Source organism: Proteus mirabilis HI4320 (assembly GCF_000069965.1).
GTDB lineage: Bacteria > Pseudomonadota > Gammaproteobacteria > Enterobacterales > Enterobacteriaceae > Proteus > Proteus mirabilis.
Window position 1 is genome coordinate 1 of the sequence record NC_010554.1, and the last position, 18,078, is coordinate 18,078.

The 18,078-nt window shown below is 34.3% G+C and carries 8 protein-coding genes and 1 other annotated feature; of the genes, 7 read left to right on the plus strand and 1 reads right to left on the minus strand.

The window, feature by feature from the left end; genetic code table 11:
• Nucleotides 1-196: 196 nt before the first annotated feature.
• Nucleotides 197-315: a sequence feature (Thr leader region), on the plus strand.
• Nucleotides 316-336: 21 nt separating this feature from the next.
• From thrA to PMI_RS00020, 4 genes are all read left to right on the plus strand, one after another.
• On the plus strand, nt 337-2,796 hold the full coding sequence (thrA, locus tag PMI_RS00005; RefSeq protein ID WP_012367433.1) for a bifunctional aspartate kinase/homoserine dehydrogenase I: 2,460 nt from the start codon (nt 337-339) through the stop codon (nt 2,794-2,796).
• 2 nt (nt 2,797-2,798) lie between these two features.
• Nucleotides 2,799-3,728, plus strand: coding sequence for a homoserine kinase (thrB, locus tag PMI_RS00010; protein WP_004248956.1), 930 nt, complete (start codon nt 2,799-2,801; stop codon nt 3,726-3,728).
• Nucleotides 3,729-3,731: 3 nt separating this feature from the next.
• On the plus strand, nt 3,732-5,024 hold the full coding sequence (gene thrC, locus PMI_RS00015; RefSeq protein ID WP_012367434.1) for a threonine synthase: 1,293 nt from the start codon (nt 3,732-3,734) through the stop codon (nt 5,022-5,024).
• A gap of 179 nt (nt 5,025-5,203) precedes the next feature.
• Entirely contained in the window at nt 5,204-13,534 is an 8,331-nt protein-coding gene (locus tag PMI_RS00020) for a calcium-binding protein (protein WP_012367435.1), read from the plus strand.
• Between the two features lie 83 nt (nt 13,535-13,617).
• Here PMI_RS00020 and yaaA read toward each other — a convergent pair whose 3' ends face one another.
• On the minus strand, nt 13,618-14,403 hold the full coding sequence (gene yaaA / locus PMI_RS00025; protein WP_004245218.1) for a peroxide stress protein YaaA: 786 nt from the start codon (nt 14,401-14,403) through the stop codon (nt 13,618-13,620).
• A gap of 302 nt (nt 14,404-14,705) precedes the next feature.
• Here yaaA and tal point away from each other — a divergent pair, with 302 nt between their 5' ends.
• The 3 genes from tal (at nt 14,706) to mog (ending at nt 17,576) form a co-directional block, all read left to right on the plus strand.
• Entirely contained in the window at nt 14,706-15,659 is a 954-nt protein-coding gene (tal, locus tag PMI_RS00030; RefSeq protein ID WP_004248961.1) for a transaldolase, read from the plus strand.
• A 184-nt stretch (nt 15,660-15,843) separates the two neighbouring features.
• Nucleotides 15,844-16,827 carry an SEL1-like repeat protein gene (locus PMI_RS00035; protein ID WP_004245216.1) on the plus strand — a complete coding sequence of 328 codons (984 nt, stop codon included), beginning with the start codon at nt 15,844-15,846 and terminating at the stop codon, nt 16,825-16,827.
• A gap of 161 nt (nt 16,828-16,988) precedes the next feature.
• Complete coding sequence (gene mog, locus PMI_RS00040; RefSeq protein ID WP_012367436.1) at nt 16,989-17,576, plus strand: molybdopterin adenylyltransferase; 588 nt, start codon at nt 16,989-16,991, stop codon at nt 17,574-17,576.
• Nucleotides 17,577-18,078: the final 502 nt, after the last annotated feature.

Genomic DNA, 18,078 nt, shown 5'->3' on the forward strand with positions numbered 1-18,078 from the left:
TCTGTAACTCCCCCTTATTAGTAGTAATATGTATACTACAATATAAGTAATGCTCGAATAAATTTTATTTAAATTGTAGGTAAATTGAGGCAATAGAAAAGAAAAAATTTGACATCTCTCTCGCTTTGCTTTAACCAGTATAGGGTCAAACTAATTTTGAGACAGACAGGATTGTTATGCGTACTTACAGCCCAGTGACTATGAATACAATTATTACCACCACCACCACCGGAATTTTATATTGCGGGGCGGGCTGTCGCATATAAAAAACAAAAAACGAAAAAGCCCGCATTGAGAAATGCGGGCTTTTTTTTGGCGAAAAATCAGGAGAGCTGTATGCGAGTGTTAAAATTTGGGGGAACTTCAGTTGCCAATGCAGAAAGGGTGCTGAATGTTGCTGATATCGCTGAGAAAAAACGAGAGCAGGGACAAGTCGCTCTGGTATTATCAGCACCTGCCAAGATAACGAATTACTTGGTGGCAATGATTGAAAAAACGGCAGAAGGAGAAGAACCTCTCACTCAAGTACGAGAAGCAGAGCAAATCTTCGCTAATCTATTGCAAGGTTTACGAGAAAATCAACCTGGTTTTGATTACCAAGGTTTAAAAGACAAAGTTGAGCGTGAGTTTGCTGAGATTAAACATATCCTGCATGGTATCTCCCTATTAGGGCAATGTCCTGATAGCATCAATGCTGCGATGATTTGTCGTGGTGAAAAGCTTTCGATTGCCATTATGGAGTCGGTGTTACAAGCTAGAGGATATAACGTTACCGTCATTGATCCGGTTAAAAATCTCCTTGCTCAAGGTCATTATCTCGAATCGACAGTGGATATTCCTGAATCAACTCGCCGTATTTCCGCCCTTAATATTCCGAAAGATCATATGATCTTGATGGCAGGTTTCACTGCCGGTAATGAAAAAAATGAGCTTGTGGTTCTCGGTCGTAATGGCTCAGATTATTCAGCCGCCGTATTAGCCGCGTGTTTACGTGCACAATGTTGTGAAATTTGGACGGATGTTGATGGTGTTTACACCTGTGATCCACGCCTCGTCCCAGATGCACACCTATTAAAAGGCATGTCCTATCAAGAGGCGATGGAACTTTCTTACTTTGGTGCCAAAGTCCTTCATCCACGCACTATTGCACCTATTGCTCAATTTCAAATCCCTTGTTTAATTAAAAATACGGGCAATCCAGAAGCACCGGGTACGTTAATAGGTGATGGTCAAAAAGATGACAGCACGCCGGTAAAAGGGATCACTAACCTGAATAATATGGCAATGATCAATGTATCAGGGCCAGGTATGAAGGGAATGGTGGGTATGGCGGCTCGTGTCTTTTCTGTGATGTCGCGTGCAGGAATATCGGTAGTATTAATTACTCAATCTTCATCTGAATACAGTATTAGCTTTTGTGTACCGCAAAAAGAGCTAATTAGAGCGCAAAAAGCACTGTCAGAAGAATTCTATCTAGAGTTAAAAGATGGCGTACTTGATCCGTTAGATATTATGAACAATGTTGCTATCATCTCGGTTGTCGGTGATGGTATGCGCACCCTTAAAGGGATCTCAGCCCGTTTCTTCTCTGCTTTAACTCGAGGCAATATTAATATTGTTGCTATTGCTCAAGGCTCTTCTGAACGCTCTATCTCTGCAGTTATTACTAATGATGCAGCGACGAATGCGGTGCGTTTATGTCACCAAATGCTCTTTAACACTAACCAAATCGTAGAAGTCTTTATTGTCGGTGTCGGTGGTGTTGGCAGCGCGCTAATCGAGCAGATCCATCGTCAACAAGCATGGCTAAAAAACAAACATATCGACCTACGTGTTTGTGGGATTGCCAATTCACGTGCGATGCTAACCAATATGCAAGGTATCGATTTAGATAATTGGCAACAAGCGCTACAAGCAGCTAAAGAGCCTTTTAGCTTTAGTCAGCTTATTCGCTTAGAAAAAGAGTACCACTTCCTCAATCCTGTGATTGTTGATTGCACTTCAAACGAAATGATTGCACAGCAATACGCCAATTTCTTACAAAATGGCTTTAACGTTGTTACGCCTAATAAAAAAGCCAATACGATGTCGATGGATTACTATCATCAAATTCGCCAATCAGCGGAAGCATCACGTCGTAAATTCTTATATGACACTAATGTTGGTGCGGGTTTACCTGTTATTGAAAACTTACAGAACTTGCTTAATGCTGGCGATGAGTTGGTGCAATTTAATGGTATTCTTTCTGGCTCACTCTCTTATATTTTTGGTCAGCTAGATGAAGGAAAAAGCTTGTCTGAAGCGACACTTTCTGCGAAAGAAAAAGGCTTTACAGAGCCAGATCCAAGAGATGATCTCTCGGGAATGGATGTTGCACGTAAACTGCTTATTCTCGCTCGTGAAGCGGGCTATCAATTAGAGTTGAGTGATATTGATGTAGAGCCTGTTTTACCTAGCTCATTTGATAGTACAGGTGATGTCGAGAGTTTCTTAAACCGCTTACCTCAAGTAGATGTTGAGTTTGATGCTAAAGTCGAAGAAGCCCAAAAGTCAGCGAAGGTATTACGTTATGTGGGGATCATCAATGAAGGGAAATGCCAAGTCAAAATAATGGCCGTTGATGCTAACGATCCTCTCTTTAAAGTAAAAAATGGTGAAAATGCGCTAGCTTTCTACACTCGCTACTATCAACCAATTCCTTTAGTTTTACGTGGATATGGTGCAGGAAATGATGTCACTGCTGCTGGGGTATTTGCAGATGTATTACGTACACTATCATGGAAATTAGGAGTTTAAAGGTGGTTAAAGTTTATGCACCGGCGTCAATTGGCAATGTGAGTGTCGGTTTTGATGTGTTAGGAGCCGCAGTTTCGCCTATTGATGGTCAATTATTAGGAGATTGCGTAACCGTTGAAGCGGCGCAAGAATTTCAACTTCACAGCAAAGGGCGCTTTGTTAGTAAATTACCTTCTGATGCTAAGCAAAATATTGTTTATCAATGTTGGGAGCTATTTTGTGAAAAATTAGGTAAACAATTACCTGTCTCGATGACACTTGAAAAAAACATGCCGATAGGTTCAGGATTAGGATCAAGTGCTTGCTCTGTTGTGGCTGCACTCGTTGCATTAAACGAATTTGCTCACAAACCATTTAGTGAAAGCCACTTATTATTAATGATGGGAGAGCTGGAAGGCCGTATTTCCGGTAGTGTGCATTACGATAATGTCGCGCCATGTTATTTAGGTGGTTTACAACTTATTTTGGAACAAAACGACATTATTTGTCAGCCTGTGCCGGCTTTTGACGATTGGTATTGGGTGATGGCTTATCCGGGGATCAAAGTCTCAACGGCACAAGCAAGGGCTATCCTCCCTAAACAATACGATAAAGCTGATATTATTAACCATGGTCGTTATTTATCTGGATTTATTCATGCTTGTCATACACAACAACCAAAACTTGCCGCAAGCTTAATGAAAGATGTGATTGCAGAGCCCTATCGAACACAGTTGCTCCCTGGTTTTGATAAAGCGAGAGAGGCTGCATTACAAAAAGGCGCGCTTGCATGCGGTATTTCAGGCTCAGGGCCAACGCTGTTTTCTATTACTGATTCATTGGCTATTGCCCAAGATGTGGCGCAATGGTTACAACAACATTATGTACAAAACGATGAAGGCTTTGTACACATCTGCCGTTTAGATACTCGTGGCGCAAGAGAGATAGGGTAAGTAATGAAATTATATAATTTAAAAGATAACCAAGAACAAGTCAGCTTTGCTCAAGCTGTTAAACAAGGTTTAGGAAAACAGCAAGGACTCTTTTTTCCCAAAGACTTGCCTTCATTTTCTCAAGCAGAAATTGATGCGCTATTAAAATTAGACTTTGCAACACGCAGTAGCCGTATTTTAAGTGCTTTTATCGGTGATGAAATTCCTGCTGATGTGTTAGCAAAACGTGTAAATACGGCATTTGCTTTTCCTGCGCCAGTGACACAAGTAGAAGAGGATATTAGTTGCCTTGAACTCTTCCACGGACCGACGCTGGCTTTTAAAGACTTTGGTGGCCGTTTTATGGCTCAAATGTTATCAGAAGTCGCGGGTGACCAGCCTGTTACAATTTTAACGGCGACATCCGGTGATACAGGAGCAGCGGTCGCTCATGCTTTCTATAAGCTAGATAATGTCCAGGTCGTGATCCTCTATCCACAAGGAAAAATCAGCCCATTACAAGAAAAGCTATTTTGCACATTAGGGGAGAATATTCATACTGTTGCTATTCAAGATGACTTTGATGCTTGCCAAGCATTAGTCAAACAGGCATTTGATGATGAATATTTAAAGAACACCATGCATTTAAACTCGGCTAACTCGATTAATATTAGCCGCCTACTGGCACAAATCTGCTATTACTTTGAAGCGGTTGCACAAATTCCAGCTGAAAAACGTCAACAATTAGTCATTTCTGTACCAAGTGGTAATTTTGGTGATCTCACTGCAGGATTACTGGCTAAATCTATGGGATTACCTGTTAAACGCTTTATTGCAGCGACCAATGTGAATGATACCGTTCCTCGCTATTTAGATAGTGGTAAATGGGAACCACATCGGACAATAGCAACACTTTCAAATGCGATGGATGTTAGCCAGCCTAATAATTGGCCTCGTATTGAAGAGTTATATCGTCGCAAAGGTTGGCTGTTATCGGATCTTTCGCATGGGGCTGTGAGCGATGAAACGACGGAAAAAACTGTACGTGAACTGGCACAAAAAGGCTATATTTCAGAGCCTCATGCGGCGGTTGCTTATCGTCTATTACGTGATGAGCTACAAGAAGGAGAATATGGGGTATTTTTAGGTACAGCTCATCCGGCGAAATTTAAAGAAAATGTCGAGCGTATTTTAGGTGATACATTACCTTTACCAAAAGAATTAGCTGAGCGTGCTGATAAAAAATTACTATCGCATCTTTTACCGGCAGATTTTTCTCAATTAAGAGCATTTTTGTTAGAACGAGCACCTAAATAAATATAATTATTTATATTAATTAATTTTGTTTTTATTAAAAAGCTCACTATAATGGTGAGCTTTTTTATTGTTTTAAATAATTTTATACCCAAATAAAAATAAGAAAATAATCATTTAATGCTAAGGAGAATTACACTAGTTTTTATCTCTTAATGTAATTAACAATAAAGAGGTAGACTATGGGTAGATTTAAGAAAATTAATATCAATGATGATATTGAAAGAATTACACTAGAAATAGTGAAATATATTAAAGAGCATAGTGTTGAATTACCTTTTAATATTGATTCAGTAAGACGTGTTTTAATTGAGAATTATATTTATATTCTTACTTATAAAAATGAATATGCTGCTAATGATTTTTTAATAAAAATAGAAAGTAATTTATCTCTTTATAATCGGGATAAATTTACTAAAGCGATTGATTTTATTGTAAAAGAGATTAATGCAAGTATAGAGAATTTATTTGTTAATAATTCTTATCTTACAAACAAAAATTATCAAAAGCTAAATAAAACACGTATTAATTCAGTATTTCAGCATTACCCATCAGGATTTTTTCACTTAAAAATAGAAAATAAAAACTTATTTATACAGATAGATAATACCAATCAATTATTTAAAATCATTGACTTTGAAGGTACAGTGGAATTCTTTTCTAAAAAAGATGACCTTATTCATACTATTAATCAAATGGTTAAAAACAGTGTTGCTGATAACTCTATATCTTACCGATTTTACGCTAAGAACGAATATTTTAATTTCTTTACTCTCGATAAATATTGGCAAGTAACACCTAAAGATATTTATGCCGAAGTTATTAATGATATTAAGGCAAAAAAACAGGTACATATTGATAGTCATTTAACTATTGAATTAATAGATAGCTATTCATATAAAAATATTTTTATTGTTAGAGACTCTAATGAAAACTCAGAAAAAATACTCCATATATATCTTAATAATATTGATGAAGCATTCTTGATTGCCGTAGCTAAACATCGTCAGCTAAAAGAAAATGGTGAACATTTACTTTATAAATTAAATAAGGATTGGTTCTTTACTAAAATGAAAGATAAATCCGTTAAATATTTTTCACAAACTTCTGATTTATTAATACCATTAGAAAAGATAATGGGCAGAATTAATCTTGTCGCTTCAGCTGAAAATAATTATAATTTTAGCCATTTTGATCCACTTTCAGGAGTATGTTATGGAATAAGTTTGAAATATTTATTGGAGGTTAGAAATAATGGTATAGAAGGAGGGAATAAATATTTACATTGGCTAAAGGAAAATATTAACCTTTACAAGGACAAAAAAGAAAAGATATCTGATAAGCTTGAAAAAATTATATTTGATAGTGTACAAGAATATGAAGTATTAAAATTGATTAAAGAGATCAAGGAAATTAAATTCGCACAGATTTTTCAAATGGAGAGAATATATGAAAAAATAAATTATACAATTTTTGATTTAACAAAGGCGACCGAATACCGAAAAATTTTAGCAGAAAATGGCTTGAAAGCATCGAATGCAAATAGGCTAGAAAGTAGTCTCTCACAAATAAATTATCACTTAGAATATATAATGCAATATTATAATGAATATTATGCGATTATTGCATTTAAAACACATGCCATTGCTCTTGCTTATAAGAGATATTCTAATAATCATTATAAATTTACGCTATTTGATTCTAATTCTGAATTGACGGAATTTTCTAATATAGAATCAATAAAAGACGCTTTAATAAAAATAATGGGCTCTTATACTCTAAATAAAGCTGATGGAAAAGAATATTTTATAATTGATGAATATAAAAGAAATCCTACAACAAAATATCGTAGTTTATGGGATCAAAATGAAATCGAGTTACATAAAGGTATTGCTGAAAATATAAAAAAAATTGGTTTTTCATTGCCTTTTAAAGATGGTGTTGTTGGACGAGTTATTCATTACAGTGAACAGCGTGATCTCATTTTAGAACTTAAAATAAATAGTAAATTAGTTGAAGTTGTGGTCAAAAATGTTTTTGTTGATGAGGGAATATTTTTAGTTAAAAATAATTTAGATAAAATTCTTGAGAATAATAAATCCAGTAAAGTAATTATAATGAGCAATAGTGATGGTATTGATATTCAATTTACTGAATTTAATGCACATCAAAAAATGAGTAAGCCAAAAGGATATCTGGAATTTAATGATGTTTATTATCGAGATTTAATTAAGATTAATAGTTATTTATTAAATGGTAAAAAATCATTTTCATTGAATAAAATTGTTTCATTAATTGATACACTAAGGGGGAATATTTATTTTGATAAAATAACAGCCAGTTTTTCTATAATTGATGAAATTATACTATTTAATCAAAACAATGAAAATATTTCTCTTGTTGATATCCTGAATCAAGTGAAACAGAAAATAGAAGATAAATTATTCTATGGTGATCTCCTTTATGGAAAGGAAAAGTTAATTGCATTAGCACAAAAAAATAGCCTAGTAGCAGCAATTTTTTATCGAATGATGGTTAATGAAATCAATGAAGGTTATACTGGAATTAGTAATTTTATTTATGAGCAAATTATTGATAACCCTTTTTTAATATTAGATAAAAATAGAAATGTCGGGGTTGTTGGTTATGATTATACGATTAATTTTAAAAATAATTATAAAGCGTTAAAAGAAATTATTGATGGTATTGATATTTCTGAAATAAAAAATATTTTTCTTTTAGATGATGAAAATAGACTGCACTTAAAAGTAACTTATCAAAGATTATCAGAATATAGAAACAACAAGTATGTTAATAAGCTTCTTCATTTGATTGAAGATGAAATTGATTCTATAAAAAAAATAGATAATACAGGTGTTTATCGTGATTTATATCTTGAGTTTTTTAGCAATCATCAGTTTAATAATAGAGTGATTATTCATGAAATAGCACAATTAGAAAGTTATTTTAATAATAATTATCAGGAGCGAAACCATGGCTATCATCCTAGTAATTTTTATATTAATGAAAATGATCCTCTTACCCTACTAGAAAAGTCATTTAATCAGAACAAAAATGAAATAGATGGTAGTTATCTGTTATTTAATGAAAGTAAAGAAAATTTTGATTTTTTATTTGTTGATAATAATTTTATTACTAGAGATTTTGTAGATAATATTATTATTGAAAGCATTAGTGGCGTTTATCAAGATGATATCGTCATTTATTTCTATAATGGTGTAAAAAGTGAACAATTAACACAATACTTAAAAGATAAACCAGAAATAGGCCGTTTTCTTGATTATTGTTTAAAACATGAAATAAGAGTGATTGCTGCTGGAAATGAAGAATACTTTCCTGCCACCAATGCGCTTGTTAAGCAGAAAAGCCGTGTTGAATCACTACAAAATGTTATTTTACAACATCAATTTGTTGGTGAAAGAACAATTGTTTTTGCCAATAAGGAGACTTTATTTAGTTATCAAAGTGGTCATTTATTTATTGAAGGGATTGCTCAGCGGCTAAATATGCCTATTTATACTGTGACGGATAACAATCTTATACTTGAAAATGAATACATTATGGTAAAACCGACGACTGAAAGTCAGTTTATTGGTCACCCTTTACTTGCTGATACAGGTGCATCTAATACGCTACTTACTGAAACAGTACCTAATGAGCCTAATACAATGTCTAATAGGCAAAGAGTAGATATTGAAAATAAAAACTATGCTGCAGAAATTTATCAATTCGTCTCACACAATTACACTAATTATAGAGATAATCAAGAGTTTAAGTTAGGTTATCAGAATGAGATTAGCACGATTTTTTCTGGCTATTCTGACAATATGACCATTGCTGATATTTTAAATTACATTCAGTTAAATCGCTATCAGATTAATTATACTCAATTAGGCACAATTATTAGGAAAGTTGATCAAATTAATCTTAAATATCATAAAGAAAAACTCACAGAACTCAGTGATAAAATAATTAATCATGATTTACTCATTGATAATGCAATTGAGAAATATTTGGTTGAATTATCGGCAGTATTTAATACGTCAGATAATAGTTTAATAAAAAGGAATTTAATTCAATCACTTTATGATCCCTCTGTTAATAAAGAATTTAACCAATTTTTAATGGATGGAATGAACTTTGAACAGTGGCAAGAAATAACTAATAAAGACTATGGAAACTATAATTTAACGGAAAGAACGTATCAAGTTATTGAAATTATTCATGCGATTTATGATACTCCTCACTTAATAGATAATTTAAGTGAACTATCTAAAAATAGGCTTAATGCTTTTTTTGATGAGGGTAATAAAGGTATTTTATCACGAGTATTATTGAGCAAAATTTCAAGCTTTGAACTCTATAAAGAGACCATAAATAATTTAAAAAAACTCGCTGTTATCAGTCAGTCTGATGAAGAGATTAGCGCTTTATCGCCGACAGAAGCATTAAATAAACTCAATGAATTTAAAGGTGAAGTTAACTTAGCCACAAGTGAAGATAGCTCTACCATTTCTTCTAAAGTGGAAATTAATAATCTTGTCATTGACAAAAGATTACTCTGTTATTTAGGTGCAAAGATAAATGGTGAAAGTATCGATGCGATAGATCTTAATCAGATAGAGAACTGGGATAAAAAAATTACTTTTGATCCTCAGCATCTTAATGATTATTTTTTATCTGTGACGGGCAATGAAAAAGATAAAGAAGTTATTGCATTATTACGTTATCTATTAAATAACAAACAAGATAAAATTAAATATTTTCTTTCTCATATGTCCAGTAGAGCTGATTATGTCGCGGCTCATGAAAGATTAATGAAAATAATAGCATTAGGTAGTAAACAGTATAATCAGCAAGATTGGGAAAATTTAAGAATACCTTCATTAAAAATTCCCAGACATATGAGAGTTATCAGTAAAATTGGTTACGCTAATATTAGCTTCGGTATATGGCAATCAATCAATTCAACCTTTATGCTTGCTGAGCAACTTAATAATCCGCTATTAACCCCTCAAGAGCATAGAGAGATCATCAATAATCTTGCCATAACATGGTCAGAAATGGCCTATAATGGCTTATCTGAACTCATTGAAATCGCTTTAGCTAAAGGATTATTAAAGTACCGTAATAATCCTTTGGAGTATATTAGTAAAACCAGCACTCGAATAGGTATCGGGCTTAATATCCTGTCTATTGGATTTGATATCTATAATATCTACGATAACTTTAGTCGTATCTCAGTAGAAAAAAATGAAAAACGACGTATTGACTATATTGTAAATGGCTCTTTAGCTATAGTCTCCGGATTGGTCACTTTGGGGGTTTCTATCGCAATGCTTGCTGGCTCTACGGTCGCGGGGCCTATTGGTATTGTCGCGGGAGCTGTTATCGCCTTAGCCATTTCAATTTATAATGCCGCAAGACTGATAGAAGAAGCGAAAGAAAAAATAGGATTTACACCACTAGAAGAACTTAATAATGGTTTTTATGCATTTTTAATGGGGGATATCTTACCAAGCAAAAAGAATGAAATCGTCTATTTAGAGACAATATCACAGTTAGAAACCATGATTGACCAAAATGCGCAAGAACATCTTAAAGAAATAAAAAAACAGGAGCCTCACAGTTATTATTTTTATACGAATGAGAAACAATTTTATGAAGAACATCATTATTATAAAGTGATCCCTCGTATATTGGGGAAAACGTTAGATAATATACTTAATCCGTTTGGAGAAATTGTTGTACAACGAGTGGCGAAAAATTTAAGTAAAGAAGAAGCAGAAAAGATAGCTGCGCTTTCTCATTATCTTAGTGTCGAAAGAACGGAATATAAATACTATGTTCCTAAAGAAGCCATCGCAACAGATGAAATTCTCATTTTTGATATGGATTTTTATGTTAATCAATTAAATCGTTATACGATTAATTTTGCATTTGAAGATGATAATCCTGTTTTTGAGGATGAGGTGGATATCTCTTTTTTTGATAAAATAAGAACAACAAAAGAAAAAACATGGCAAAATTTATCATCAGGAGAATTAACAGATGATTTAATTAAATCAACAGCTGAAAAACAATATTTTGAGCCAAGTTGGCGTGAGAATGAGCTATTTTATTTTAATACTTATAATGGGGATGATATTATTGCTGCACCATTAATAACACAAAATATATTTGATGTTCATAATGGGACTAAACGATTAAGTGGAGGAGAAAAAGATGACACCTTTAATGTGTTCACTTCTGAATCTCCTCGTTATGCCAGCCGTTTTTATGGTAGAGAAGGTAATGATACATTACGTATTATTCAGACAGAAAAAAAATATATAGGGTATGAAGTTAATTTATCTAAAAATTATATTAAATTTATCGGGGGAGAAAATAAATCCAATAGCCAGAGTTTTCATGCCAGACTTTTTATCTTTCAAGAGCAAGGACAAATCTATACCCATAAATTAGCGGATACAATGCCTAATATAACACTACAAAGACAACCCGTTATTGCCTATTTAGAGAGTATTGAAAATGTAGTAGGCAGTGAAATAGGTAATGATATTATTTATGGTGACCAAAAAAATAACTATTTAAATGGCATGGGAGGGGTAGATTCATTATATGGATTAGCTGGAGATGATACGCTGGTATTACGGGAAGGTTATGCACAAGGAGGGGCAGGGAATGATAGTTATACTATTCTAAGAGCATCAAATACAGATAATAATGTTAAACAACTTGAAACTATTATTGATGAAGAGACGCATACAGAAGCTAGTCTTATCCAGTTAAATTATACTTTTGATGAAATTGCTGCTATTTCTCGTCGTGAAACAGATATTGTTTTTACGCTTAAAGTTGGTAATGATAAAGATCCTGATCAATTTATCGAGCATTTAATTGCATTAAGTCATGTATACCAAGATAAAAATAGTCAATTATTAGCCCATCGATATACCATTGTGACTATGGATGGTTTTATACTTACTATTAATGAAAATAATAATCAACCAAGAGAGGTATCATATAACTTTAGTTATTTAGAAAAGTATAATCAGCAAGAGAAACTACAACAGCTTTCTGTTAATGACGATAAACACACATTGTCTATTCAATCTGAAAATAAAACTAAACTTATTCAATTATTACCTGAGCTACAATACAGTGGTTTCTCTTCTGGAGAACATTTAAAGCTTAATCTACAGGGTAATAGCGAAAATAATCATTATGCTGGAATTGCGGCTCATTCATCAATTAAACTGAGTCGCGGTTATGACAATTATCAAATAAGCTCATTGCTAGCTAAAAATAGAAATGAAAAGATCATTATTTCTCTGAGTGATAATGATAAACAATTAACATCTGATTGTACTAGTCATTTCTTTTTATCCGATGTGAGTGGATTTGATTTGATGTTTAGTGATGGCGTTTTATCTCATCGCTATAATCCTGATGCTCATATTAAACTTGTTTTCGATACGGAAAGTGTTAGTGCTATTTTTAACTCAGGAATGACACTTCAATTTATTGATAAAGATAATCGAGTTTTTCATTTGCCTAAGCCAGACAGCGGTCAGCGTTTACTGATCCCCACTATCACTTTGGATGTTAGGTTGAGTCATCAAAGTGATGTTCTGATGATCCCACCCTCCCTACGTTTAAATAAAGAGGCATTATCATTGTATCCTCAGTATTTTCATAGAGAAGAACCATCATCACGTTCAACGCAATTACAGCGTATTATATCCACTCAAACACTAGAGCCTTATCCATTAAAGGTAACAGAATTACTGAGAGATGATATTGCTGTTAATGATAATCAACCTGTTAATTCTATTTTGTCTCTCAATAAACTATTTTCAAACAGATCACAAGATATATTCTCTCAAGCTATAGATTTATTACCAATGATAGAATTAATGGATGGTGATGATATTGTTGTTAATCATAATCAAAGTAGCTCAGTGATTGATGGGGGTAAAGGTGATGATCATATTGTTGTCAATGAAGGGCACCATATTTTAATTGCTGGAGAAGGTAATGATAATCTTAATGGCGGAAGTGGACATGATCTGTTTATTTCAACCTCAGGAAATGATTATCTAGGTGGAGGAAGTGGTAATAATGTTTATGTGGTACAAAAACGCCATGGTGAAGTGACGGTGTATGATGAAGGTGAAATGAGCCATATTTTTGTATCAGGATTATCTGAGCATGAAAAATTAATATCCTCTCAAGCAGGTAAAGATAAACAGTATCGAACGGCTGATAATCAATTTGTCTTGACTGTTAAAACAAACCGAGTAGAGAAAATAGAAACTGATCCTGTGAAGGTTATCGAAAAAGAACAGACATTATCAATGGGATCCCTTGCGACAATTATTCAACAAATGGCTCAATTTAATCAGCAACAACTATCGACGATGCAAGGCAGTGACGTTATTCCCTCATCAAACTGGTCGCCTTTAGCTGTGGTCGTTAAGCATTTATAATTTCCCTTGTGACCCAATAAAAATAGCCCTATTTTCAGGGCTATTTTTATGAATTACTATCATTTGATAGCAAAAAATGAGGCTTATTTTGCTAGATGTTCTGCACGTTTAAAGACAAGGGTATTGCCTTCAGACTCGGCGGCATTAAATTGATAACCCTCTAGATTAAATTCTTTAAGTTGTGCCTTATCACTTAATCTTTCTTGAATAATAAAACGGCTCATTAAACCTCTTGCTTTTTTAGCATAAAAACTAATCACTTTATATTTGCCATTTTTCTCATCAAGAAAAACAGGTTTAATAATTTCCGCATTGAGTTTTTTTGGGTTGACTGATTTAAAATATTCATCAGAGGCTAAATTAACCAAGATATTATCCCCTTGAGCTTCAAGGGCGTTATTTAACGTTTCAGTAATTATGTTACCCCAAAACTGGTATAGATCACTGCCTTTTTTATTGTTCAGTTTTATGCCCATCTCTAAGCGGTAAGGTTGCATTAAATCGAGTGGGCGCAATACGCCATATAAACCGGAAAGGATACGTAAATGCTGTTGTGCAAATTGAAAGTCGTCATCTGTGAAAAGTTCAGCGGCTTGCATTCCGGTATAAACATCACCTTTGAACGCTAAAATGGCTTGTCGCGCATTATCGGGTGTAAAGTCAGGTTGCCATTCACCAAAGCGAGCCGCATTTAGTCCTGCCAATTTATCACTAATTTTCATTAAGCTTGCGATATCACTGGACGACAGTTTTCGACATTCTGTAATAAGTTGTTGGGAATATTTTAGCAATTCAGGCTGGGTGAACTGCGTTGTTGCTAAAGGCGATTCGAAATCCAGTGTTTTAGCTGGTGAAATAGTAATTAGCATAATTCCCTCAATAGTTATTTTGATTTAGTTCTACTATAGCAAATTGTTTGGTAGATAAGTTAAATCATAATAATAGGAAAAAACAATACTTTCACCAATGTGCCATAAAATAGACATATTAAACGATTCAGCCTGAGTTGTTATTCTGTTTTTTGCTACTTTTGTTTTGCGAAATCGTTTGGCATTCAAATAATTGCTTTCGATGAATCTAAGCATCTTGTAGTGTGAGCAGTCCATGTTATTATCAATAGATATCCGCAGGTGACTGCAAACAGATTTACCTAGTAGATGAGATAAACAAAATGACCAACAAATTAACTTCTTTGCGTAAACTGACTACAGTTGTAGCTGATACAGGTGACATTGCAGCAATGAAACTGTATCAACCTCAAGACGCAACTACCAACCCTTCTTTAATTTTAAATGCAGCCCAAATTCCTGAATATCGTAAATTAATCGATGAAGCGATTGAATGGGCGCGTTCACAAAGCGATTCTCGCGAGCAACAAATCGTTGATGCGTGTGATAAACTTGCTGTCAATATCGGTTTAGAAATCTTAAAACTGATCCCAGGTCGTATTTCAACAGAAGTTGACGCACGTCTTTCTTATGATACCGAAGCCTGTATCGTCAAAGCGCGTCGTTTAATTAAACTGTATAACGAAGCGGGTATTAGTAACGATCGTATCCTGATTAAACTTGCTTCTACATGGCAGGGGATTCGTGCAGCTGAGCAATTAGAAAAAGAAGGTATCAACTGTAACCTAACTTTACTGTTCTCTTTTGCTCAAGCTCGTGCATGTGCAGAAGCTGGTGTATACCTGATCTCTCCATTCGTTGGCCGTATTATGGATTGGTATAAAGCCAATACAGATAAAAAAGAGTTTGCACCAGCAGAAGATCCAGGTGTTATTTCTGTAACTGAAATTTATAACTACTATAAAGAGCATGGTTATAACACCGTCGTTATGGGAGCTAGCTTCCGTAATATTGGTGAAATTTTAGAATTAGCAGGTTGTGATCGCCTAACTATTTCTCCTGCGTTATTAAAAGAGTTATCAGAAGCACAAGGTGAAGTAGAGCATAAACTATCCTTTAATGGTGAAGTTAAATCACGTCCTGCGCCAATCACTGAAGCTGAATTTTATTGGCAACATAATGCTGATCCAATGGCCGTTGATAAATTATCTGATGGTATTCGTAAATTTGCGGTTGATCAGGAAAAATTAGAGAAAATGATTGCAGATTTATTATAATCTGGCGTTTAATTCTTATAAAAACTGACAACACCCACTTTAAATAGGGGGGTGTTGTCTTTTTTTTTATTGCAAAATAATATTTAAAATAATTTTAAGATTAAATTGATTTGAATAAATAATTTATCCGGTAATAATTATAAAAATTAATTATTAAAAGCATCCTATTTATTATTGGTGAATTATGAAAAAGATGGTTTTGGCAACAGTACTGGCATCGCTCTTTTTTAGTAGTGTTGCTATGTCAGAAGATAAAACAGCCTTCTCTTTACCTGCGATTGAAAAAAGTGCGGAAGAAGGGAATGCCGCTTCTCAGTATCAACTTGGTGTTAAATATGAAGGTGGCGAAGGTGTAGAACAAAATACACAAAAAGCATTGGAGTGGTACACAAAAGCGGCTGAACAAGGTCATGCAGAAGCGCAATTAAATTTAGCGTTAATGTATGATATGAATGATGATATTGAGCGTGATGCTGAAAAAGCGGTTTATTGGTATAACAAAGCGGCTGTTCAGGGACTCTCTTTAGCACAATACAATTTGGCCGTCTCTTTTGATGAAGGGGATGGTGTAGAGCAAGATCATGAAAAAGCAGTGTATTGGTATACAAAAGCCGGTGAGCAAGGTGATAGCGATGCGCAGTATAATTTAGCGATTTCATATGATGAAGGTATTGGTATCGAACAAGATCATGAAAAAGCGGTGACTTGGTACACTAAAGCCGCAGAGCAAGGTCATGCTGATGCACAATACAACTTAGCTGTCTCTTACGATGAAGGCGAAGGGGTCGAGCGTGATGGTAGCAAAGCGGTATTCTGGTATACCAAAGCGGCAAATCAAGGTAATCGAGATGCGCAAAATAACCTTGGTGTGATGTATGACGAAGGTGATGGTGTAGCAAAAGATCAACGTAAAGCGAACGAATGGTATAAAAAAGCTGCGCTACAAGGTAATGGCTTGGCACAAAATAACCTTGCAATAAACTATTATTATGGCAAAGGGGTTAAACGTAACTTGAAAGAAGCCTATGCATGGTTTGCTGTTGCTGTAGAAAATGGTGAAGGTGATGAGGCTATGCTAAAACGAACCGCCCGTGCCCTCAATGCTGCTCAATTAGCAGAAGCTAAACTTTTAGCTGCTTCTTATATTGCTAAATATCTTGATGACTAAGATTAAATCATTAATGTGATAAAAAACGGGAGTATAAAACTCCCGTTTTTTCATAGCTAAAATAACATAATAGCTTTTACTGAGATTGTTTTTAATTCACCCGTGTTCTCGTGTTAATATCAGCACGCTAATTGGCAGTTATTGATTAATTTGAGGTTGATATGAATGAATTACGTATAGGACTGGTTTCTGTTTCTGATCGTGCATCCAGTGGTGTTTATGAAGATAAAGGCCTGCCCGCTTTAGAAGCTTGGCTAAAAAAAGCAATCACAACCCCTTTTCATATCGAATCACGTTTGATCCCCGATGAGCAACTGATGATTGAACAAACATTATGTGAACTGGTTGATGAAGCAGGATGTCACTTGGTTTTAACAACGGGAGGCACAGGGCCTGCTCGTCGTGATGTTACGCCTGATGCAACATTGGCGATTGCTGATAGAGAGATGCCAGGCTTCGGTGAGCAAATGCGCCAAATCAGTTTGAAATTTGTTCCTACGGCGATTTTATCTCGTCAAGTGGGAGTGATTCGTAATCAAGCCTTAATTTTAAATTTACCGGGACAGCCTAAAGCGATCGCAGAGACATTAGAGGGATTAAAAGACAGTGAGGGACAGGTGATTGTCAGTGGTATTTTTGCCAGTATTCCTTATTGTATTCAATTATTGGATGGCCCTTATATCGAAACTAACGAAGAAATTGTGGTTGCCTTTAGACCTAAATCAGCACGCCGTTCTACATCTGCTTAATACATTGCATCGGTTGTTTTTGTTATTAATATCGAATGTGAGTACGTTTTGCCCTAATAAGATTAAATAAGAACAACCTGCTATTTTTACCTATGAGTGATGCTTCTGTTGATGATTTATTGATCATTGAGATAACCCCCTTTGTGTAATAATTGATTGAAACTGTTATATTTCAATTGGTTATTTTTTATATTAATGGATTATCGCTGTTGTTTTACATCATCATAATGGGTGAAAGACAATACTTTCTATAACCTATTGATATATAATATTTATTTTTTATATTGTTATTTTACTAGATCTTTTTTTTATCTTTTTACTATTTTTTTTTATTTTTCCCCTTGATGAATGTATTTATGACCCCATCTATTTTTCAACTGCAATTACCACTATTGAGTTGCGTTGATGTTTATCCGCTTTGTGATGATATTGAGTCCATTAATTTTTTGACTTGAAAAATGAATATTCATCCTCATATAGATTGGTAATCAAATTGATAAAG